This window comes from Paracoccus sp. (in: a-proteobacteria), from assembly GCF_030538655.1.
GTDB lineage: Bacteria > Pseudomonadota > Alphaproteobacteria > Rhodobacterales > Rhodobacteraceae > Paracoccus.
Window position 1 is genome coordinate 1 of sequence record NZ_JAUNTO010000015.1, and the last position, 21,491, is coordinate 21,491.

Annotated in this window: 22 protein-coding genes, 2 CRISPR repeat arrays and 1 riboswitch; of the genes, 6 read left to right on the top strand and 16 right to left on the bottom strand. The window is 64.8% G+C overall.

The features are described 5' to 3' along the window. The first annotated feature begins 26 nt into the window (after positions 1–26). Positions 27–360: a CRISPR direct-repeat array (repeat unit 29 nt; unit sequence CGGCTCATCCCCGCGCATGCGGGGAACAG). A gap of 68 nt (positions 361–428) precedes the next feature. From cas2e to cas3, 8 genes are all read right to left on the bottom strand, one after another. Further along, positions 429–716, bottom strand: coding sequence for a type I-E CRISPR-associated endoribonuclease Cas2e (gene cas2e, locus Q4G22_RS10845; protein ID WP_303385923.1), 288 nt, complete (start codon positions 714–716; stop codon positions 429–431). Then, positions 700–1,629 carry a type I-E CRISPR-associated endonuclease Cas1e gene (gene cas1e, locus Q4G22_RS10850; RefSeq protein ID WP_303385924.1) on the bottom strand — a complete coding sequence of 310 codons (930 nt, stop codon included), beginning with the start codon at positions 1,627–1,629 and terminating at the stop codon, positions 700–702. Before cas1e ends, cas2e begins: the two co-directional genes overlap by 17 nt. Positions 1,630–1,633: 4 nt before the next feature. Then, on the bottom strand, positions 1,634–2,326 hold the full coding sequence (cas6e, locus tag Q4G22_RS10855; protein ID WP_303385925.1) for a type I-E CRISPR-associated protein Cas6/Cse3/CasE: 693 nt from the start codon (positions 2,324–2,326) through the stop codon (positions 1,634–1,636). Beyond that, entirely contained in the window at positions 2,323–3,009 is a 687-nt protein-coding gene (cas5e, locus tag Q4G22_RS10860; protein WP_303385926.1) for a type I-E CRISPR-associated protein Cas5/CasD, read from the bottom strand. The genes cas6e and cas5e overlap by 4 nt, the downstream gene beginning before the upstream one ends. A gap of 4 nt (positions 3,010–3,013) precedes the next feature. Then, positions 3,014–4,081, bottom strand: coding sequence for a type I-E CRISPR-associated protein Cas7/Cse4/CasC (gene cas7e / locus Q4G22_RS10865; RefSeq protein WP_303385927.1), 1,068 nt, complete (start codon positions 4,079–4,081; stop codon positions 3,014–3,016). Then, positions 4,078–4,575 carry a type I-E CRISPR-associated protein Cse2/CasB gene (casB, locus tag Q4G22_RS10870; RefSeq protein WP_303385928.1) on the bottom strand — a complete coding sequence of 166 codons (498 nt, stop codon included), beginning with the start codon at positions 4,573–4,575 and terminating at the stop codon, positions 4,078–4,080. The genes cas7e and casB overlap by 4 nt, the downstream gene beginning before the upstream one ends. Next, positions 4,572–6,038 (bottom strand): type I-E CRISPR-associated protein Cse1/CasA, encoded by a 1,467-nt coding sequence (gene casA / locus Q4G22_RS10875; protein ID WP_303385929.1) that lies wholly within the window; start codon positions 6,036–6,038, stop codon positions 4,572–4,574. The genes casB and casA overlap by 4 nt, the downstream gene beginning before the upstream one ends. A 213-nt stretch (positions 6,039–6,251) precedes the next feature. Next, a CRISPR array of direct repeats spans positions 6,252–7,134; the repeat unit is 29 nt; unit sequence CGGTTCATCCCCGCACACGCGGGGAACAG. A 67-nt stretch (positions 7,135–7,201) separates the two neighbouring features. Next, positions 7,202–9,706, bottom strand: coding sequence for a CRISPR-associated helicase Cas3' (cas3, locus tag Q4G22_RS10880; protein ID WP_303385930.1), 2,505 nt, complete (start codon positions 9,704–9,706; stop codon positions 7,202–7,204). Between the two features lie 126 nt (positions 9,707–9,832). Between cas3 and Q4G22_RS10885 the strand changes: the two genes are divergently transcribed. Continuing rightward, the gene (locus Q4G22_RS10885) at positions 9,833–10,360 is read left to right on the top strand and encodes an SDR family NAD(P)-dependent oxidoreductase (RefSeq protein ID WP_303385931.1); all 528 of its coding nucleotides are present in this window, start codon (positions 9,833–9,835) and stop codon (positions 10,358–10,360) included. Positions 10,361–10,890: 530 nt separating this feature from the next. Next, complete coding sequence (locus tag Q4G22_RS10890; RefSeq protein ID WP_303385932.1) at positions 10,891–11,070, top strand: hypothetical protein; 180 nt, start codon at positions 10,891–10,893, stop codon at positions 11,068–11,070. On the opposite strand, the gene Q4G22_RS15735 is transcribed toward Q4G22_RS10890, so the two are convergent. After that, positions 11,006–11,323, bottom strand: coding sequence for an integrase arm-type DNA-binding domain-containing protein (locus Q4G22_RS15735; protein ID WP_368661478.1), 318 nt, complete (start codon positions 11,321–11,323; stop codon positions 11,006–11,008). The two genes, Q4G22_RS10890 and Q4G22_RS15735, sit on opposite strands and share 65 nt — an antisense overlap. Positions 11,324–11,553: 230 nt before the next feature. Then, positions 11,554–12,564: a hypothetical protein gene (locus tag Q4G22_RS10895; RefSeq protein WP_303385933.1), complete on the bottom strand. Its 1,011-nt coding sequence runs from the start codon at positions 12,562–12,564 to the stop codon at positions 11,554–11,556. A gap of 111 nt (positions 12,565–12,675) precedes the next feature. Between Q4G22_RS10895 and Q4G22_RS10900 the strand changes: the two genes are divergently transcribed. Then, the gene (locus Q4G22_RS10900) at positions 12,676–13,662 is read left to right on the top strand and encodes an AraC family transcriptional regulator (RefSeq protein WP_303385934.1); all 987 of its coding nucleotides are present in this window, start codon (positions 12,676–12,678) and stop codon (positions 13,660–13,662) included. Here the strand turns inward: Q4G22_RS10900 and Q4G22_RS10905 are convergent. Together Q4G22_RS10905 and Q4G22_RS10910 are read right to left on the bottom strand one after the other, a co-directional pair. Then, positions 13,657–14,088, bottom strand: coding sequence for a carboxymuconolactone decarboxylase family protein (locus Q4G22_RS10905; RefSeq protein ID WP_303385935.1), 432 nt, complete (start codon positions 14,086–14,088; stop codon positions 13,657–13,659). The two genes, Q4G22_RS10900 and Q4G22_RS10905, sit on opposite strands and share 6 nt — an antisense overlap. After that, positions 14,085–15,080 (bottom strand): aldo/keto reductase, encoded by a 996-nt coding sequence (locus Q4G22_RS10910; protein WP_368661476.1) that lies wholly within the window; start codon positions 15,078–15,080, stop codon positions 14,085–14,087. Before Q4G22_RS10910 ends, Q4G22_RS10905 begins: the two co-directional genes overlap by 4 nt. Positions 15,081–15,183: 103 nt before the next feature. Between Q4G22_RS10910 and Q4G22_RS10915 the strand changes: the two genes are divergently transcribed. Both Q4G22_RS10915 and Q4G22_RS10920 read left to right on the top strand, forming a co-directional pair. Next, positions 15,184–16,023, top strand: coding sequence for a LysR family transcriptional regulator (locus Q4G22_RS10915; RefSeq protein ID WP_303385936.1), 840 nt, complete (start codon positions 15,184–15,186; stop codon positions 16,021–16,023). Between the two features lie 105 nt (positions 16,024–16,128). Then, positions 16,129–16,413, top strand: a complete 285-nt coding sequence (locus Q4G22_RS10920) for a MerR family DNA-binding protein (protein WP_303385937.1) — start codon at positions 16,129–16,131, stop codon at positions 16,411–16,413. On the opposite strand, the gene thiD is transcribed toward Q4G22_RS10920, so the two are convergent. The 4 genes from thiD to hslU form a co-directional block, all read right to left on the bottom strand. Beyond that, positions 16,389–17,207 (bottom strand): bifunctional hydroxymethylpyrimidine kinase/phosphomethylpyrimidine kinase, encoded by an 819-nt coding sequence (gene thiD, locus Q4G22_RS10925; protein ID WP_303385994.1) that lies wholly within the window; start codon positions 17,205–17,207, stop codon positions 16,389–16,391. The two genes, Q4G22_RS10920 and thiD, sit on opposite strands and share 25 nt — an antisense overlap. Positions 17,208–17,212: 5 nt before the next feature. After that, entirely contained in the window at positions 17,213–17,824 is a 612-nt protein-coding gene (gene thiE, locus Q4G22_RS10930) for a thiamine phosphate synthase (RefSeq protein ID WP_303385938.1), read from the bottom strand. Beyond that, on the bottom strand, positions 17,821–18,615 hold the full coding sequence (gene thiM / locus Q4G22_RS10935) for a hydroxyethylthiazole kinase (protein ID WP_303385939.1): 795 nt from the start codon (positions 18,613–18,615) through the stop codon (positions 17,821–17,823). The genes thiE and thiM overlap by 4 nt, the downstream gene beginning before the upstream one ends. Before the next feature lie 44 nt (positions 18,616–18,659). Next, a riboswitch (TPP riboswitch) is annotated at positions 18,660–18,754 on the bottom strand. A 37-nt stretch (positions 18,755–18,791) separates the two neighbouring features. Next, positions 18,792–20,099, bottom strand: a complete 1,308-nt coding sequence (gene hslU / locus Q4G22_RS10940; RefSeq protein WP_303385940.1) for an ATP-dependent protease ATPase subunit HslU — start codon at positions 20,097–20,099, stop codon at positions 18,792–18,794. A gap of 236 nt (positions 20,100–20,335) precedes the next feature. Between hslU and Q4G22_RS10945 the strand changes: the two genes are divergently transcribed. Then, positions 20,336–21,394: a hypothetical protein gene (locus tag Q4G22_RS10945; protein WP_303385941.1), complete on the top strand. Its 1,059-nt coding sequence runs from the start codon at positions 20,336–20,338 to the stop codon at positions 21,392–21,394. The last annotated feature ends 97 nt before the right edge of the window (positions 21,395–21,491 follow it).

Sequence of the window (21,491 nt, forward strand, 5' to 3'; positions counted from 1 at the left end):
CAAACCCCGAAAGGAACCAAAATGACCGGCTCATCCCCGCGCATGCGGGGAACAGGGCCGGAAAATGAACCTGCCGGATTGGGAGAACGGCTCATCCCCGCGCATGCGGGGAACAGTGGTCTGATGCGAATTTATTTTATGCGACAGTCGGCTCATCCCCGCGCATGCGGGGAACAGGGCATCCCGGCAACGCTGCGCTATCACCCCGACGGCTCATCCCCGCGCATGCGGGGAACAGGATGCGTTTCTGATCGGTTCGGAAATGGTCGGCGGCTCATCCCCGCGCATGCGGGGAACAGGCGGCGCGCGACCTCACGCCGCACGCGCTTTCCGGCTCATCCCCGCGCATGCGGGGAACAGTCTTCCTGTAGTCTATTGACCTACCAGCATTTTCACAATGTCAAACAGCGCACCGATTTTTCGGTGGTTCAGCGGCGGGGTGTTTCTGGCAGGAATTGCACCAGTTTCAGCCCGTCGAAATCGACCGGCATACGACGGTTGCGGCCGACTGTCAGAAAATCGAAGCCCTGATCGGTGGGGGCGCGCCAGACCATTACAGCATCACCGTTGTCGATGTAAGAAACCACCTGATCCCAGATCCTCTCGCGGGTGCGGGCGGAATAGTCGCCGACAAAAACTCCGGCGCGGATTTCCAGCAGCCAGGCGGCCAGCCGCCCCCTCAGCCGGGGTGGGGCGTTGTTAACCACGATGACCATCATCGCCGGATACCTCGTCGTCAAAGGCGGGGCCTGCGGCCTCGGGGGGCGGCTCGGGGCGGGGCAGATCGCCCGCGCTCAGCATATCCTCGATGGTGGGGATGATTTTCGCCAGCAGGCCACTGCGACGAAACGCGTCGCGGCAGGCCAGACGCACGGCGCGGTCGGGGGGCATATCCAGCCGCCCCTTGGCGTGCTGACCGGCAACGCGAAACGCCTCGGGGACGACAGTATCCAGCTTGAACAGATCAGCAATGTCATAGACGAAACTTAACGGCTTGCCAGTGTGCAGAAAACCAATGGCGGGGGCGTAACCTGCGGCCAGAACGGCGGCCTCGGTCAGGCCGTGCAGACAGGCGGTCGCCGCGGACAGGCAGCGGTTGGGGATGTCGCCCGCCTCCCAATCCTTGGGGTCATAGCGGCGGCGCTGCCACGCTACGCCATGCTGGGCCGCCAGCAGGGCATAGGTTTCGCGCACGCGCACGCCCTCGATCCCGCGCAACTGGTCGATGGACCTGCGGGCCGGGGCAGGCTCGCCAAAGCGGCGCTCATACATGGCGCGCACAACGCGCAGACGTGCGGCAGGGTCCAGCGCAATCGACGCCTGCCACAGCAGCTTGTCCGAACGCGCCCCGCCCGGCTGGCCAGCGGAATAAAGCCGCACCCCGGCCTCGCCCACCCATGTAATCAGCGTGCCGGTGCGCGCGGCCAGTGACACCGCAGCATGGGAAATGCGCGCGCCCGGTTCCAGCATCAGCCCGGCCAGACCGCCGACAGGAATATGCGTGCGCGTGCCATCAGCGTTGATCACGACGAAGGCACCGTCCACCACGTCAAGCTGTGCGCGTTCGACAAACACCAGCGACGAGCGATCCTTGAGCGGAATCGGCTTGGGCAGCGGCAGGCCCTTCATACGGCTAGGCCCGGCGGATCAGCATCAGGCCGCAGCCAAAAGCTTTGGCACGGCCAAAACCGGCGGCAAGGCGATCAATAAAGGCCGCCGGGTCGGTCACGATTATCTGCCCGGTCAGGTCGAGGATGCCGAATTGCGGCTGCCCCTGACGCTTGCCGCGATGCGCAGGCAGGGCCACGACAGAATAATCATCAACGGCCAGCGCGGGTCGGTCGTGGTCATCGTCCCACGCGATCTGAAAGCCATGGCGCGCGCCCTGCCCGGCCAGCCAGTCCTGCGCGGCACCCTGCGCTATTGCCATCCGCTGTGTCGCACGTTCAGCCTGCGGCACCGAATGCAGCGCATCCATCACCACATCAACGCGGCCAACACCTTTGCGCGTGCGCGTGGCATTGGTGCGCAGCACAAAGCGCAGCCGGTCGCCCGTCCGCAGATCGGGGGCAAAGGGCTTGACCTGAGGCGGATCGAACAACGCACTGGCCTGCGGCGGGCGAGCCGACAGCACGATGAACCGGCCCCGCCCCTCGGCCCGCCACAGGAAATCGCGGCCAGCCTCGGGGTCGCCGGCAAAGGCCGACCAGATCAGCCGGTGATGTGCGTCCTGCTGCGCCCCCTTCGGTGCCGGGTCCAAAAGGGCATTCAGCGCCGCCACATCAGGGCGCTGCGACAGATCAAGGCGCGACAGATACAACGTCATGGCGTGCCCCCCGGCCTGATGTCCACCACGCGCATCGCCACCTGACGCGGGGCAAAGTGCCAGCGGCTGCGATCCGTGGCAATGTCGTGGCGTGTTTCCAGCCTGTCCGCACTGGCGGTGTCGTCACTGGCCATGACCTGCGCCTGCGCGCCGCTGCGCCAGACCGGCAGGCTCAGCCCCGCCAATGCCTGTTCGGGGCTGTCGGCCGCGACGATCTGCGGGTTCAGCGGTGCCGCCAGCGGACAGGATTTGCGGCCCAGATACAAGGTGAACACCGGGCGGCGCAGCGCCTCGGCCAGCACCGCCAGATCACCACCCCAAACCCCCACGCCATAGAGCGGCGCGGTGCGGTAATCACGCAGCGTAATCGTGGTATTCAGTTTTGCACGCGTGTCGCGCAGGGCCTGTGGCCGCGATTGTGGCTGGCGCGCAGCGGCCCCCGGCACAGTCTGCACGGTATGATAATCGCGCAGTGCCTCGCCCGCGTCAAAGATTGCCACCGCCATGTGCAGCGGATCAAGCGCGGAAAAATCATCCCCCCGCCGCAACCCGAGTGCTGCGCCGAACATACCAATCAGCGCCGAACGTCCAGGCCAGATCAGCGAACCGCGCCGTTCATGCCCGGCGAATTCACCCATCGCGCCCAATGCGGCAGTCAGTTGAAAGATCAGGTAATCGCCCACCGTGTCAGCCTTTGGCTGCCCCCGCGGCAAAAGCCGCGATCTGATCCAGCGAGCCTGTGCCTGCGGCAATGTTCATCACCTCGGCCCGGTCGGACGAGACGCCGTAAGCGCTGTCAATCCGGCCTGCCATATCCTCCAGCGCGGTAATCGAGGCACCCATCAGATCACCACCCTCGACCGGCTTGAAAAATGAACCGGACAGATCGCGCGGCTGCTGTGCACCGATCTCGGCCCGGATGTAATGCGCGCGCGGATGGTGGGCAAAACTGTTCTGCTTGCCCTTGGGCGTCGCCACGGCCAGCGCGCGGGCCAGCGATTCCAGCCCCTGCGCCGCCAGATCACGGTCACCGTCAAGGTTTTCGATCAGCAGATCAACATTCACGCAAGTATAAAGGTAATACACGCCCGAGCCAAAACCCAACTCGCCCAAATGCCCTGCCCCGGCATCCTCCTCGCGGGTTTTCAGGTCATCGACGGCGGAAAACCAGTCGTCTTCAGCCAGCACACGATGGGTGGTGACTGCATGGGCAACCTGCACCGCCGCATCGCGGTTGAAATCGGGATCATCGGCCAGCATCCGCCCGAACATCGCAATATCCACCGCCCCGTCAGCGCGGCGCAGCACCAGCTTTTTCAGATCTTTGTCCTTGGGCAAATCCTCGCCTGCCAGTGCCTTGGCGGCCAATTCCTGTGCCAAATTCCATTCCGCGGGCGAAATAAAGGCCAGCGTTGTGGCAATCAGCCGCGGGTCATCCTTTTTCGGCTGTTCCAGCTTGCCAAAGATGCCCGCGACCGTCTGCGCTGCCTCATGTGCCGCTGTGTCGCTGGCCCCATCGGCGATCAGCTTTTCACGCAGCTTTTCAAACAGCCGTTTGGTGCGGGTGCCGGTATGCCCGGCCAGATCGTTCTGAAAAAAGCTACTTTCCCGGACGGCCCGTTTCACCGATTGCGAGGACAGACGCAGACGCGGTGCGCCGCCCATCATCGCCGATTTCGGCCGCCCCTGATCGTCGCGGTTCGGATTCGAGGGCGGATAGGCGGTCAGCAGATGAAACTGAACGAATGTTGTCACGGGGTAGCCTCGGCTGTTTTCAGTTTGTCAGGAATAGGCGCGGCGAAGTAATCAAAACTCCAGCGAGCGCGGGTTTTGTCGTTCCAGAACCACAGGTCGCGGCCCAGTGCAGCGATGTTACAGCCGGGGTCGGACAGGCTGCGGATAGCGCGGATCAGCGCGGTGGCCAGCGTGTCGCGGTCGGATCGCATCAGTCGCTGAAAGCGTGCCGTGGACAGCGCTGGTTCCGGCCCGCCCAGACGACGCGCCAGCGTCAGCCCGGCATCAAAGCGCAACTCAGCCAGCACCTGCACCAGCGCGATCAGCCGCAGCGCATCGCGGGTATCAAGATGGCGCGCCAGATCCTGCACGGCGGGTTCAGCCAGCACCTCGGTTCCCTGTGCCCGGCGCAGCCGTGCCGCAAGGCCTCGCGCGGCGCCACTTTGACGATCAGCAAGATGTGCCGCCCACCAGTTGCGAATAATCTGGCCGGTGTCCGATAGTTTCACGCTCATGCGGCCTCCTGCTTGGTGTTGTGCAGCGGCAGTTCCATTGCGCCAAACGCCGCCTTGCCGTATTTGCCCCGGCCCGCGAATGCTCCGGCCAGAAAGCCGCGCGCCTGCACCACCGCCTGCTGCGCCTTGACATCGCGATCCGCCAGCCCCGGCAAGGCGCGGGCGTCGAACAGATCAAAGGCGACGGCGCGCATCACCGCCAGCCAACCCTGCGCCACATCCGGCGCCGCGATGCCGGCTTCCAGCGCAGCCAGCGCAGTCTCAAAGCCAGTTTGTGTGCGGGTGTAAAATTCCTCGCGCGCGGCCTCGCGCAACTCACCCTCGGCCAGAACCGGGGCAAGGGCACCCCGCAGCGCCAGCGACAATTGTTCCGCCGCTTCGATCAGCCCGGCCAGCATCGCCTGAGCCGCCCCCTCCAGCCGGATCAGCGGCGGGGTAGACAGCACAAAATCACGCGGCTTCATGTTGTCCATCGCCCAACCGGCCACGATCACCCGTGCCCGTTGACCTTGAGCGCGTCGTTCCCATGCCTCGACCATGGCAGCGCGGCGCGCGAGGCCCTGCCCGTCATCCGGCAGAGCCGCGATAACGCCCAGCCAATGCCGATAGCCGAACAGACCGGCGCGCGGATGTTTGGGCAACCACTCCGCCCCTGCCTTGACGCGGTAATAGGGCGATGTCGGGTGATCCCAGCCCGCATAATTCGTGCCATAGGGCCGCTGGACAACCCCGGCGATTGCCTCATCGCCGACCAGCCGCAGGCGGCGCGGCATCCCAAAGAACGCCTCGACCGGGTGGCGCTGTTCGGGGAACACCTGCTGCGCCTTTTCCGAAGTCGTGGTCTTGCGCATCCATGGCAGATCGGCGGGCACCGCCGCCTGCCCGCAAGGCGTATTCGCCCAGATCAGCGGCCACAGCCCGCCCTGCGGTTCAACCAGTGTCACCATCGGCCCGCCACCGCGCATCGAGGTGCGGTTGCCCGCCCCACCCGCCGGGGCAAATGCCTGAAACGTATAAAGCGCCATCGCCGCCATCGCTGGCGTCAGTTCGCCATAGCGCCCGCGCCAGACCATCAGATCGGCGTTATTCTTGACCGTCTGCCCGCCCGCGCTGTCGATAAACAGCATGTCTACCGGGTTTGGCTCACCCGGCAAATCATCGAAATCCTGCATAAAGCGCGGTCCGACCCCGGTCAGGTTAAAGGCCGGTGCAAACGGCTCCAACCGCTGCCGCAGCCGGTCAGGATCGGGGGACCAGCGGTCCAGCCAATCGTTATCATCAGCGGGCGGATCAGCCATGGCCACCAGCCCGACCAGCAATTCCAGACAGGCAATATTCATATCCGCCCGCGGCCAGTCTGTCCGTAAAATTGCACAGTCCGCAATTTCCCAAGGCGCGACAGTACGATGCCCTGCATCGGTGACAACCGGAATCCATGGATCTGTGATAAGATTCAGGGGCATATAATTAAATTACCAGTTGCTTGCCGCCAAGCTAGGTCAGAGGCGCAGTCCACGTCAACACCCAAAATTGCGCGCTAAGAAATTATTATTTGTTAAATCTCTGGGTGATTGCTTTTTCATGCCGCTGACTTAACAGGTGTCCCCACATCGCCCCAAAGAAAACACATCAACGACAGCGGCAGGTCAAAGCCGGTCATCTTGATATTTCTTCGAGGGTCTATCCCCGCACACGCGGGGAACAGTGACGCGCGCAGAAACTGCCGCTGCATAAAATCGGTTCATCCCCGCACACGCGGGGAACAGGCCGTAGGGCGCGATGCGTGTCGGGTATTTTGAGGTTCATCCCCGCACACGCGGGGAACAGACGGCGGACGGGGCGAGGCGCGCGTGGCAATCCGGTTCATCCCCGCACACGCGGGGAACAGTAATCAGAGCGCAAATGAACAGGCAATTCCGGCGGTTCATCCCCGCACACGCGGGGAACAGCGCATCTGGCGGGTGCATCCGCCGCGTTGCAGCGGTTCATCCCCGCACACGCGGGGAACAGGCTGCATCGCGGACGGTGCGCACCGATGCGGCCGGTTCATCCCCGCACACGCGGGGAACAGTCCCAGTAGCGGCCGTTGTCGATATCATCAACCGGTTCATCCCCGCACACGCGGGGAACAGGGGCTAGCGGACGCGGCACCAACGGCAGGCACCGGTTCATCCCCGCACACGCGGGGAACAGTGATGAGGACCATCGCAGCGATCAGCACGAGGCGGTTCATCCCCGCACACGCGGGGAACAGGGGCTAGCGGACGCGGCACCAACGGCAGGCACCGGTTCATCCCCGCACACGCGGGGAACAGTGATGAGGACCATCGCAGCGATCAGCACGAGGCGGTTCATCCCCGCACACGCGGGGAACAGGCCTGCGCGATAGGTCAACCCACCGAATGACACGGTTCATCCCCGCACACGCGGGGAACAGTCAGGTGATCTACCAGTTCACGCAATGCGCGCCGGTTCATCCCCGCACACGCGGGGAACAGCTTCTCAAACCGCTCAAACCGCTCAAACCGGACGGTTCATCCCCGCACACGCGGGGAACAGTCTTCCCTCAACCCTCTGAATACAAACATCAACCCCATTCCGTCGTAAATTACCAAAAGCACGCAACCTATTTTTCATCGTGCCCAAACACCACCCCAACCTCCGCATCATATCCCAGCCCGGCACAGATCAACCCGGCCTCATCCACAGGACAGACCACCACCGCCACGCGGCGCCATTCGGGCCAGTCTGCCACCAGCGCCGCAATGTCAGGTGCGCTTTGATCCGGCAGGTTCAGCCCGCGCAGGCGGTGTTGGGCGACCTGGACTTCGGACAGGGACCAGCCGTCCGGGCCGGCGGCCCAAGGGCGAAGCACGCCGTTCATGTGCCGGGCCAGCATCAGCGTCTGCGTGGGGCGGCCAAGTCGGGTGGGATAGTCGGTGTCATCTGCGGCCGCATTGGCGCGATAGCCTTTGGTAAGGTCGATCAGATTGCGCCGGGCCTGATTTGCCTCGGCATAGCCTTGACCGATGCGCAAAAGCTCGGCTTCGGCCAGCGGGTCAGGGACGGGAGGCGCATCCTCACCGTGGGCCGCTTCGATCAGGGCGCGCAGACCACCCGGCGCGTCGATTCGCCCTGCGGCGAACAGCACCTGCGCGCTGCGCCATTGCAGGTCCAGCGGATAGACCCACGCACCGCGATCAAGCACATGGTGCAGCCATTGCGCGTCCTCGACCAAGGCCGGGTCGGGCGATACGATATACAGCATCGGTGCGGGCACCGGGCGCCTTGCCGCAGGGCGCAGATCCATATGTCGCCACAACCGCCCTGCCCGCTGAATCAGCGATGCAACGGGGGCAAGGTCAGACACCATCACGTCAAAATCCAGATCTAGACTGCTTTCGACAACCTGCGTGGCCACCAGCACCCGTCCCGCGCGACCCTGACCGTGCTTGCCGAACCGCGCCAGCGCCGCGCCTTCGTGGCGCAGTCGGTCGGCAAGAGCAAAGCGCGCATGCAGCAGATCAGCCGCAACCCCGGCTGCGCGCAAGGTCTGAACCCCGGCGATAGCGTCATCGACGGCATTGCGCACCCACAGGCAGGCGGCCCCTTGCGCCGCACGATCCGCCAACAGCGCCACAGCCTGCCCCGCGTCATGCAGCCGCGACACCACCACCGGGCCGCGCGCGCTGCCGGTTTGCGGGAAATCGCGCCGGGTTGCCCCACCCGCGATGGTCAGCGCCGGATAGGCCCGGTCGCCATCATCGCCCGCGCCCCATGCCGCCAGCAGCGCAGCGCGCTGATCCAAAGGCAAGGTCGCCGTCAGCAGAATCGCCGAGCCACCGGCCATCCGGTGCGCCCGTAAAAGCTGCGCCAGCTCGGTCGCCATATAGGGGGCGCCCATTTCGTGCACCTCGTCCACGATCAGGATTTTCGAGGACAGCCCATAATGGCGCAAGGTCGCAAAGCGGGTGGGCAGAACCGACAGCAGCGCCTGATCTATCGTGCCGACGCCCACAGTCGCCAGCAGGGCACGGCGGCGGCCCTCGGCCAGCCATTCGGTGCAGACGGGGGCATCGGTCACACCTGCCGGGGCGGCGCGCAGATCGCGGTATTCGCCCGACAGAGCCGCGCGGCCATGGGCCAATGTCAGACTGGGCGGACCGTCGAACATCCGCCGCACGATATGGCGCGCGCGGGCAAACATGGCATCCGCCGTTGCCGTGGTCGGCAGGGCAAAGAACAGGCCCTGCCCCTTGCCTGCCAGCATCATCCGCTGCGCCAAAAGCAGCGCGGCTTCGGTCTTGCCCGCGCCGGTTTCATCCTCGATCACGGCCAGCATGGGACCGTCGGGCAAGGCAATGTCGCGACAGGCGGCCTGCATCGGACGCAGGGTGAAATCGAACAACACGCCGGGCACAGGGGCCACGGCATCCAGCCCGGCAGTGCGGATCGCCGCACCTGCCCGGCCGCGGGCCAGCGACAGATAGGCGCTCAGATCGGGACCGGGCGCAGTCGGCGGAAACCAGGCAGGATTCGATCCAACCCAGTCAGCCGCCGCGATGAACCCCGGCAACCACCAGTCCAGCGCCTGCAAGCCATCCCTATCCAGCCCCGCCAGCGATGCGCCGGGCCACAGCGCCATAAAACCCGCGATCAGATCAGCAGCATCCGCCACGGCCTGCGGCCCGGCGGCATTAAGAGTGCGCGCCAGCATCGGCTCGTCACGCCGGGGCGGTTGTCCATGATGGCCCGCAACCCCGGCATAGAGCGCAAACCGCGCCGGGCGTTGCCTGGACCCGAACGGACCGGGTGGCCCGGCATCGGGTATCAGCGCCAAAGCCAGAACGGCGTCGTGATGGCGCAACAAAGCCTCGGTCACTTCCCAGTGGCGGCCCTGCGGCTGCGGGGCACCAGTGGTCAGCATAGCGCGAAAGCTGTCGCTGACCTTGCCCAGATCATGCAGCGCCGTCAGCAGGATCACAGCATCGCGCACTGCCGCCGGATAGCGCGCGCTGATCAGCCGCTCGGCCACGGCGGCCACGTCCAGCATGTGATAAGCAGCGGGATGTGCGATACCGTCTGAGGCCGCGCTTTTACCGGGCCAATTGCTGATGAAGGTTGCCGTCATTCCGTTCGCCTCTCTGACAGTGATTGGCACTGAACACACACCGCTGACAAAGTCTATCAGCCCTGCCAGACGAACCGGGCCATACCTGCCGCGCGGTCATGGGCCTATCGGCGACGGAGGCAATATGTGCCCAGCCACGACCCGCTCGGCTCGAAAGAGGGTATCACCACCCCGCCGGGGCAGGCCACCTATTCCGTGTCCAAGGCGGCGATCAAGGTGCTGACCGAACAGCTTGAACACGAATTGCGCAACGCAACCGGCGGCCGGGTCGCGGCGCATCTGTTGGTGCCCGGCTATACGTTCACGCCGATGAACTTTCCGGCCATGGGCGACAGCAAACCCGATGCCTCGTGGCGTGCGGACCAACTGGTCGATGACGTCATCACGCGGTTGCTGAACGGCGATTTTTACATCCTTTGCCCCGATAACGAAGCCACGTCGCAGATGGACCGCAAACGCATCCTGTGGTCGGCGCAGGACATGATCCTGAATCGCCCGGCCCTGTCCCGCTGGCACGCTGGCACGCTGATTACAAAAAGGTGTTCGCGGAATGGATGGAAAGCTGAAACCGCGTGTCTTTGTCACTGGCGGATCGACTGGAATCGGGCTGGATGGAACGGGCGCGGCTGCTGGCGACGGATGGCTATCACCTGATCGTAACTGGCAGCGGTGCGCGGACGCAAAATGCCCCGAACGCTGGGTGAACAGCACATCACCGTAACGCCGGTGTAATCGGACCTGTCCACCCCGCAAGGCGTGGCAGCCGTTATCAAGGCCGTTGGCACGCGCCCCTTGGATATGTTGATCCTGAACGCAGGCATCGCGGTTGGCGAAACGGCATTCCTTGATATTGCGCCGGACCGACGCCTGAACCTGATTGACCTGAACATCGTCAGCACGGACGGTCGGCCCAGGCACTGCTACCCCATGTGATCGCCGCCAAGAGGGACTGCTGATGGTCAGCTCTGTATCGGCAACCACACCGTTCGAATGCGTCTATGGTCCGTCCAAATCCTTCATGACTTCATTCAGGCATAGGTTGCGCAAAGAACTGCGCGATACCAGCGTTTCGGTGACGATTCCGCACAACAGTAACAGAGTTTCGCGCACAGGCAGGTATGGGCACGACAGCATTGGGCGACAACAGCTGAAAAAACGATCCCGTTCAGGTCGCGGGCAGGGATATGATGCAGGCTGACAACACTTCCCTGATCGGCGGCGACACCAAAGCGCAGAAGGTTGGCCGCCTTCGTAAATTACTGTTTAATAAAAAACCTCCACCACGCCGAAATGGCATGTTCAAGGGCGGGCGGCTTGGCATGGATATGCCAGCGATGTCAGTCTGCCCCACATCAAACCCTTGAAACAAGGCGCTTCGCGCCTGCCCTCTTTCGTGCCCAGCGGATCGCCCCCGGCATTGATCTCACACCGCAGATCCTTTGCTCGCTTCCACGCCACCAGCATCAACCATTCCAGCCAGCGCCCGAGTCTCATCCGCTGCCGCCGACCCGCATGACTGTAATCCAGCGTGAAAGCCCGGTTGCCAGAGCGGTAGATACAGATCGCAAAAGTCCCGAACCTCGCTGTCGAATATCTGATAATCCCGACCCTCGGCAGGCACTGCCTGCCGAAACGATTTTTCGTTTAGTATCAGTTACCTTAGCATGAACATGGCCTCCTTTTCTTGACCCCACGAGGCGTAGCCCCGCATGCATGGCCAGTCAGACTGCGCAGGGCAGACTGGCAGGGGGCAACCTCCGGGGAAAGGTGTCGGCCTGTAAGGATCGGAACCAAAGTGATGAATAAGTTGAAAGTCGGGCCGCACGTCTGGCCGCCCGGCCTTTGTGTTACAGCCCCAACGCCCCGGCAATATCCGCGATCAATGCCTGATGCAGCGCCGGGCGGTCGGTGCCGGGCGGATCGGCGCAGATCGGGTCGTCATCCTCTTCGGCCAGAATCTCGGCCGCGCCCGGTTTGCAGGGGGCCAGAAAGCTGAAATGATTGGCGGGGGCAAAGACGCTATAGGTCGTGCCGGCGATGCGCGTTACCAGATCGTGGCCATCCGGCCCGGCATTGGCCGCCGCAATCAGGTCCGCGCCTTCGCCCAGATTGACCAGATGCACCTGCGCCATGTCGGCCAGGTTTTCGGCATTCAGCGCGCCGATAAAGCCGGGGTCAACGGCCACGACGCGCGATACCCGTTCGTCGCGCATATCGACATCAAAGCCCTGCGCCTGACTGAAATCCACCCCGCGACGCAAAAAGAACCAGCAATCCGCCGCTTGCGGGTTATGTGTGCAATTCGCCTGCTGCACCTCAGCGTCCAGCCGCGCCCCGCCAAGGCCCAACGCCGTCGCACCGCCCAGTGAAAACCCCACCGCATAGATCCGGTCCACATCAATCGACGCCGCGAAGGCCGGATCGGCCAGCACCTGATCCAAGGCCGCGCTCAGATCGCCGGCGCGCGCGCCCATATCCACCGACCGCCATGCCGAACTGTCGCCCGAGGTCGAACCGGGATGGTTCACCGCCAGCACGATGGCCCCATGCGAGACCAGCCCCGCCGACAGCCAGCCCAAACTATCGGCATTCCCGCCCGAGCCGTGCGAGAGCAGAACCAGAGGGTGACGCCCCTCGGCCACGGCGGCACCGAAGATGGCGCGGGTTGGCTCAAATATTGGGCCATCCCCGATGGGCACGACATAGTTGACCCCGCCTGCGGGATACCAGATTGAGCCTGCAACCAAACGGGCGCGATGGGCGGCGTCAATGTCCAGACGGTCATAGCCCGGCAGCGTATCAGCCAGTGCGGTGGTGGCGGCCAGCGTCAGGGTCAGCGCGCAAAAGACGTTTTTCATCGGAAGCTCCATGTTTGACGATGCGGCAAACCTGCCCCCTGCCCGGATTTTTCGCGTCCTCAATCCCGGATTCAGGTCGCCTTGATCGCGAAATCGGACCAGAAGGGCACGATGCTGATGCTGCCTATCCCTACTTTCGCCGGTCTGATTCTGATCTGGCTTGCCCTGCGTGCGGCGCTTGACCGACGCCGGTTACTGGCGCTGTTCCTGACCGCCTGCGCGCTGCAATCGGTGGGGATCACACTGGCGGCGGGTTACGGGGTGGCGGCGCTCCGGCCCATCCTGCCGGTGACGGCGGCGATGATCCCGCCGCTGGCATGGATCACCTTTCGCGCCGGGCTGTTCGGGCAGTTGGGCATAGGACAGGCAGCGATTCATCTGACAGGCCCGGCATTCGTGCTGTTCTGCCGCCTCTTTGCGCCGGAAACCGTCGATAGTGCCGTGGCTGCGGTGTTTGTCTTCTACGGCGCGGCCATCCTGATGCGGCTGCGGCGCGCCGGTGATCTGCCTCTGGCGCGGCTGGAGGCTGGGTCGGCTCCGGGGTTGATCTGGCAAGGCGTGGGCTGGGCGCTCATCGTCTCGGCGCTCAGCGATCTGCTGATCTGGGCGGCATGGGCGGCTGGCCGCGCCGATCTGGCCGGGCTGGTTATCAGCCTTGGCTCATCCCTGTCACTGCTGGCCTTGGGACTGCTGAGCATCCTGCCCGCCGCCAAGGGTGAGGACATCCCCGAGCCTGCACCCCCGCAGCCCGAGCCGCCTGCCGAAGAGGACAGCGATATTCTGGCGCGGCTGGATGATCTGCTGGCGCGCGATCAGGCCCATCTTGACCCGAACCTGACGTTGGCGCGTCTGGCCCGGCGGCTGCGCGTGCCTGACAAGCGGCTGTCGGCTGCGGTCAACCGTGCGACCGGCGGCAATGTATCGCGCCATATCAACGGCTGGCGCATCCGCCATGCCTGCGCGCTGATCGAGGGCGGGGCATCGGTCACGCAGGCGATGCTGGACAGCGGCTTCAACACGAAATCCAACTTCAACCGCGAGTTTCTGCGGGTGACGGGCACGACGCCAAGTCAGTGGAAAGCACGCGATCAATCATAAACGTGAACGAGTCGCCGAAACCACTGTCATCTGGCCATCGTCGCCAACGGGATCGGTTCCACCACAACGTGCAATAGCCTTCTTCGCAGCGGTGATTGCGTTCATACAGGCCGGCACACCGGCATAAACCGAGACCTGCAAGATGATCTCGGTGATTTCCTCACGCGTGACGCCGGTGTTCAGGGCCGCGCGAATATGGAATTCCAACTGCCCTGGCGCAGTGTCCATCGCCGCCAACATAGCCACCGTCAGCATCTCGCGGCTGCGCAGGTCGAGGGCCGGGCAGGACAGGATGTCGGTAAAGGCATAGCCCAGCACCAGTTCGGCGGCATCCGGGGCGAACGCCTCCAGATTGGCCCGCACCCGTGGCGACGCGCCGGGTTCCAGCCGTTCGAGGATAGTCAGCGCATCGGACAGGCGGCTCATACGTCCACGCCTTTCATGCCTTCATCGGTGTAGCGTGCGCCGATGACCGGCAGAGCGATAAGAGTTCTGTCGATCTCGGCCAGATCATCGGCGGTCAGGGTGATCTCCGCCGCCGCTGCGTTATCGCTCAGATAGTCTGGGCGGGTCGTGCCGGGGATCGGCACCACGTCACCCCCTTGCGCCAGCAGCCAAGCCAGCGCCAGTTGCGCCGGAGTGCAGCCCTTGCGCGCGGCAATACCAGCGATGCAGGTCGCGATGTGGCGGTTGATTTCCAGCGCCTCGGGCTGAAAACGCGGCAGGCTGGCGCGGAAATCACCGGGGCCAAAACTGCCATTCTGAAAACGCCCGGTCAGAAAACCGCGCCCCAGCGGTGAATAGGCGACAAAGCCGACGCCCAGCTCGCGGCAAGTGGGCAATACCTCATCTTGGACCCCGCGCGACCACAGCGAATATTCGGTCTGCACCGCCGTCACAGGATGCACCGCATGGGCGCGGCGCAGGGTGGCGGGACTGACCTCGCACAGACCGATACGGGCGATCTTGCCCTCATCCATCAGCCGCGACAGGCCCTCCATCGTATCCTGAATGTCGCGACTGCGGTCGATGCGGTGGATATAGTAAAGGTCGATCCTCTCGACCCCCAGCCGCCGCAGCGATCCTTCGACGCAGCGGCGGGTGTAATCGGGGCTGTTGTCGATCTGGCGGCGGTATTCGCCCGGTTCGCGAACAATGCCGAACTTGGTCGCGATCTGCATCGGCACAGAGGTTTCACGCAGAAAACGACCGATCAGTTCCTCATTATGATGCGGGCCATACATGTCGGCAGTGTCCAGAAATGTGACGCCCAGTTCCGTCGCCTTGTGCAACACGCGCAACGATTGCGCATCATCGCGCGGGCCGTAAAACTCGCTCATGCCCATGCAGCCAAGGCCGATGGCTGAAACCTGAAAATCATTCGTCAATCTGCGCCGCTGCATCATCGCCTCCGTCATTGCCGGTCAGGGGAAAATGTGGCATTTCCAAAGCTGAACGAATATAGCCACCATCGACAAAGGGATTTCCGTTATCGGAAAAGATGGCTTCATCTGGAATGATGTGCAGACTTTTCTGGCCATCGCGCGAACCGGCTCACTCAGCGGGGCGGCAGCGCGGCTGGGGATCGGACTGGCCACCGTCTCGCGCCGCATTGCGCGGTTCGAGGCCGCGATGGGCCAGCCGCTGTTCATCCGCCAGCAGTCTGGTTACGCACTGACAGCGGATGGCGCGGCGCTGATCGACCGGGCTGAGGTGATCGAGGCCGCCGCACTGGCCCTGTCCGGCGTGCAGGCCGAGGTTTCGGGCCGGGTGCGGCTGGCGACTGCGGAAAATCTGGCCACCAGCCTGATCCTGCCCGAACTGGCCCGGCTGCGCGATCAGCACCCGCAACTGGTGGTCGAGGTGCTGACCGACATTACCACCGTCAACCTGCACCGCCGTGACGCCGACATCGCCCTGCGGATGGTGCGACCAGAACGCGGGAACGTCTCGGTTCAGCGGCTTGGGCTGCTGGGCTTCGGCCTGTATGCCGCCCCTGCCTATCTGGCCACGCGTCCGGCTGACGACGCCTTCATCGCCTGGTCCGAAGCGCAGATCCATCTGCCCACCGCTCAATGGACCGAGCGCCGTTTCCAAGGCCGCGCGCCTGCTGTCATAACGACCTCGCTTGCGGCGCAACTGGCCGCCTGCGCGGGCGGGCTGGGTCTTGCCGTGCTGCCGCATTTTCTGGCCCGCCGGCACGGGCTGATCTGCGTGGATGCGCGATTGGGTCTGGATCAGCCAATCTGGCTGGTCACACAAACCGACCTTGCCGGGTCGCGCCGCGTGCAGGCAGTGGCCGCGTTCCTGCGCGATCTGGTGGCAAGAAACAGGCAAAGGCTGGCAAGTGGGGAAGAATAGCCGGGCGCAGAAATACCCGCATCAGCCCCGCATCGACTGGCCGATCAGCATAGCGGCAAAGGCCAGATGAGCTTGCGACAGATTTTGTTGCATCTCCTCATCAGAATGAGGCCCCCTATCCGCCACGCTCGCGATCTGGGTTTTTCGCTGGGTGTGATCCGCGATCTGCTGAAGCTGGCCGGGCATCCCGACCAGCTCTGTGTCGCCGCCGATCAGATCGCTCGTCGCCAACTGGATGCGGTGCGCAGCCCTCTGGCTCGGCTGCGGGTGCTGGAATCGGAGCTGGAACGAATGCTGACGCAAGGCGCCCATGGCACGGTCGGTGATTGCTGCGTGATGGCCGATCACCGGCTTTGTTTGCAGGATCACGCCGGCGGCGATACGCCCTGACCCTGCACGGCGTGGAAATGGTGCACCGGGCCGTGGCCCTGCCCCACGCGCAGCGCGCCGGATGCGGCGATGGCATCCGACAGCCAGTGCTTGGCTCCGGCGACCGCCTGCGGCAAGGGCAAACCGCACCCCAACAGGCAGGCCAATGCCGAAGACAGTGAACAGCCGGTGCCATGGGTGTTGCGGGTGGGATGGCGCGGGCCGTCGAACCGCTGCACCCCGTCCGGCCCGATCAGCAGGTCGGGGCTGTCTGGTCCGTCCAGATGCCCGCCCTTCATCAGAACCGCCTGCGGCCCCAGTGCCAGCAAGGCACGGCCCTGCGCCGCCATTGCGGCCAGATCACGGGCCGGGGTTTCGCCCAGCAGATCGGCAGCTTCGGGCAGGTTCGGGGTGATGACCGTGGCCAGCGGCAACAGCCGCTCGCGCAGCGCCGCCACCGCCTCGGCAGCCAGCAGTCGGTCGCCGCTTTTGGCGACCATCACCGGGTCCAGCACGACGGGCGCATCCAGCCCCTCTAACGCGGCAGCCACGGTATCGGTAATCGCGGCAGACCCCAGCATCCCGATCTTGACCGCGTGGATGGCAATATCCGCGCGCAGCGACGCGATCTGCGCCGCCACCAGATCAGGGGCAACCAGTTCGACGGCCTGCACGCCCTGCGTATTCTGCGCCGTCAGCGCCGTCACCACGGCCATGGCATAACCGCCCACAGCCGAAATCGCCTTGATGTCAGCCTGAATCCCCGCCCCGCCCGAAGGGTCGGACCCGGCAATCGACAGGATGTTCGGGATCATGAAATTCATATCCGGCTCCATTCGTTCAACAGCGCGCGGGTGGCGGCCTGAGGGTCGGGGGCGCGGGTGACGGCGCTGACCACGGCCATGCCTGCCGCACCCGCCGCCCGCAGCGACGCTGCATCGCCGGGGGCAAGCCCGCCGATGGCCACGGCTGGTTGCGACAACAGCGCGATGATGCGGGCCAGACCCTCGAACCCCAAGGGCGTGGCGTGGTCGGGCTTGGTCGCCGTGGCGCGCACCGGACCCACGCCGACGTAATCGACGCAATCGGGCACCAGCCGCGCCTGCGCCGGATTATCCACCGACAGGCCAAGAATGCGGCCCGGCCCGATCCGGTCGCGCGCGGCGCGCGGATCGCCGTCGCCCTGCCCGATGTGCAGCCCATGCGCGCCGGTGCGTTCCACGACCGACACCCGATCATTCACGATCAGCCGCACACCACACGCTTGCATTTCCGGCAGCAGCGCCTCGATCAGCGCAGCCAGATCATCGTCGCTGGCCGTCTTGTCGCGCAATTGCACCGCCCAGGCCCCGCCCCGTGCAGCCGCGCGCGCCTGTTCGATCACCGGCCATGGCCCCGCCGGTTCGGTGATAACATAAACCGGCCCGATCATGCTGTTTCCACCTGTTCCACCTGCGCGCCCGCGTCCAGTTCAGCGGGGGTGAGGTTATGCAGCGCATCCAGAAACAGCGGCTGGAACGTGCCCGGCCCCTGGGCTTGCTGGCCCGCGATCTGCCCGGCCAGCCCGTAAAAGGCCATTGCGGCCACCGTCGCCTCTAACAGCGGCTGATCGACGCAAAAACCCGCAATCACGCCATTCAGCGAACAGCCCAGCACAGTGACGCGCGGCATCAGCGCATGGCCGTTACGCACCCGGAACGCCCGGTCGCCGTCGGTGACAAAATCCACCGGACCCGACACGGCCACCACGCCGCCGGTGCGCCGGGCCAGTTGCCGGGCGGCCCCCTCGGCCGCCTGAACGGTATCGCCGGATTCCGGGCCGCGCGCCTGACCGCCCAGACCCGCCAGCATCAGCACTTCCGAGGCATTGCCGCGCACCACGGCAGGGTGCGCATCCAACAGACGCTGCGACAGATCGGTGCGCATCCGCGTGGCCCCGACGCCGACAGGATCGAACACCCAGGACCGCCCCGCCCCGCGCATCACAGCGGCGGCGCGCAGCATGGATTCGCCCCAGTCAGGGTCCAATGTGCCGATATTCACCGTCAGCGCCTGCGCCAATGCGGCGAATTCCTCGACCTCCTCGACCGCGTGGACCATCGCGGGCGCGGCACCAGCGGCCAGCAGCACATTCGCCATGACATTCATGGCCACGTAATTGGTGATGTTATGGATCAGCGGCGCACGCGCACGCATCTGTTCAAGATAAGCCCCGGTCTGCATCTTCCCCCCCATGGCAAGGGGGCTGAAACCGGGCATGGGCAGATCGCCACCGGAAACAGACTCCCTCCGCCAGCATGATCTGGTTCAGGTTCAAAGGGTGCTTCTCAGCCCGCGGATGCGGACGCCCCTGTCTGCCGGTCAGTCAGCCACGCGGGGCCGCGCCTGTCAAGCCACCGTTACAAAACATAGCGCGACAGATCGGTGCTGCGCGACAGATCGCCCAGATGCTGTTCGACAAAGGCCGCGTCCACGGTGACGGAATCGCCATCACGGTCGGGGGCGGTAAAGGATAGATCCTCGAACACCCGCTCGATCACCGTATAAAGCCTGCGCGCGCCAATATTTTCGACGCTGCCGTTCACCTCGGCGGCGATGCGGGCCAGCGCGGCAATGCCGTCGTCCGTAAAGGCCACGGTGACATTCTCGGTCGCCATCAGCGCGGTGTATTGGCGGGTCAGGGCATTGTCGGTTTCGGTCAGGATGCGGACGAAATCTTCCTCGGTCAGCGCGCGCAATTCGACCCGGATCGGCAGGCGGCCTTGCAGTTCGGGCAGCAGGTCCGAGGGTTTCGCCACGTGGAACGCACCCGAGGCGATGAACAGGATGTGGTCGGTCTTGACCGGACCGTATTTGGTGGAAACCGTCGTGCCTTCGATCAGCGGCAGCAGGTCGCGCTGCACCCCCTCGCGGCTGACATCGGCGCCACGCGCCTCGGACCGGGCGGCCACCTTGTCGATCTCGTCGATAAAGACGATGCCGTTTTCCTGCACCGATTCCAACGCGGCAGCCTTGACCGCCTCGTCGTCCAGCAGCTTGTCGGCCTCTTCGGCGATCAGCAGATCATAGCTTTCGGCGACGGTCATCTTGCGCCGCACCCGCCGCCCGCCAAAGGCTTTCATCAGGCCGGACAGATCCATCATCCCGCCCATGGCACCGGGCGGCTGGCCGGGCAGTTCCATCATACCCAGCGGGTTCGAGTTATCGGCCAGTTCCAGTTCGATGACCGTGTTATCCAACTCGCCGCGTTTCAGCTTGTCGCGGAACATCTGGCGGGTGCCGTCGCGGGCCTGATCGCCGGCCAGCGCCTCGATCACGCGATCCTCGGCGGCCTTGTGGGCGCGAGCCTTGACGTTTTCGCGCATCCGCTCGCGTGTTTCGACCAGCGCGGCATCAGCCAGATCACGGATGATCTGTTCGACATCGCGCCCGACATAGCCGACTTCGGTGAATTTCGTCGCCTCGACCTTGATGAAGGGGGCATTGGCCAGCTTGGCCAAACGGCGGCTGATTTCGGTTTTGCCGACGCCGGTCGGGCCGATCATCAGGATATTCTTGGGATACACCTCATCGCGCAGATCATCGGCCAACTGCTTGCGCCGCCAGCGGTTGCGCAGGGCCACGGCCACGGCGCGCTTGGCGTCCTTTTGGCCGATGATGAAACGGTCCAGTTCGGACACGATTTCGCGGGGGGTGAGGTCGGTCATGGGCGGTTCCTGTGGCGGTTCCTGTCATCTTCCCGCCCGACTTAGACAGCGATCGGGGCGGTTTCAACCGTCCGGGCAAGTTCGCAGCCGTTCCATCAGCGCAACGGAAATCTTTTCCCATTGCGTCGAAATTCGCGCTATACTGGCCAAAGGGACAGTGCTTCCATCACCACAAGGGAGGATGTGCTGTGTCAGGGGGGAACAAAATTTCCAGCAATCACCACCGCAGCGGGGCCATGCCCCCGTTTCGGCACCCGGTGGCGCGGGCGGGCTTTGCCATCCGCAGCATCGACGCGCCCGACGGGCCTGCGCCCGTCCACACCACCGACCGTCAGGTGACTCCGTTTTATGCGGTGATTGAGTTCGACTGCCCACAACGCGCCGCTGCGGGAACGGTCGTTGTCGTGCCGCCACTGTCGGGCGTGCTGCCGCGCCTCATCCGCGACATCATTCTGGGCCTGCTGCCCCGGTTTCGTGTGCTGGTGCCGGAATGGATCAACCCGCGCTTTGTGCCGCGCACCGCAGGCAGTTTCGGGTTTCAGGGCAATATCGCCGGTATCATCGCCGCAATGCAGGCGGCGGGGCCGGGCGCGGGACTGGTGGCGCTGTGTCAGTCGGGTACGCCCGCGCTGGCCGCCGCCACCGTGATGGAGACGCGCGGCGACCCCGCAGCCCCGGCAATGCTGGCGCTGATGGGGGCACCCATCGACCCCTTTGCCGCGCCCACCAGCCTGTCGCGCTATTTCGTCCGCACCCCGATGTGGCGGCTGGCGATGGCCGTCACCCCCGTCCCTTTTGGCTTTCCGGGGGCGGGGCGGTCGGTCTATGCGGCGGAAACCCAGCGCACCATTCTGGCCACGAACCGAATGCGCAGCCTGTTGATGCCGATGTGGCCCGGCCTGTCCCCCGACATGGCCGAAATCGAGGCGCATCTGCCCTTTGCCGAACACAGCCGGATGATGATGGATATGGAGGGCCGGCAGTTTCTGGAAAACATCGACCTGGTGTTCCGCCGCCGCGCCCTGTTGGACGGGCGACTGCATTATGGCGGCCAGCCGGTCACACCCGCCGCCCTGCGCCGCTGCGCGCTGCTGACCATCGAAGGCGACCGCGACGGCATCATTGCACCGGGCCAGACGGTCCCCGCCCATGCGCTGTGCTCTGGCCTGCCTGTGGAACGCCGGGCTGTGGTGCTGGCCGAGGGCTGCCACCACCTGTCGCTGTTCCGGGGACCGCTGTTTCAATCCCGTGTTCTGCCGGAATTGCTGGCGAGGCTGGATCGCTGGGTCGCCTGACCGGGCGGGCATGGTATGTCAGCGCCATTCACACCCCACAGCGTTCCCGCACCGCCGCAAGGCTGCGGCAAATCACGATCACGGCGCAGGATCGGCC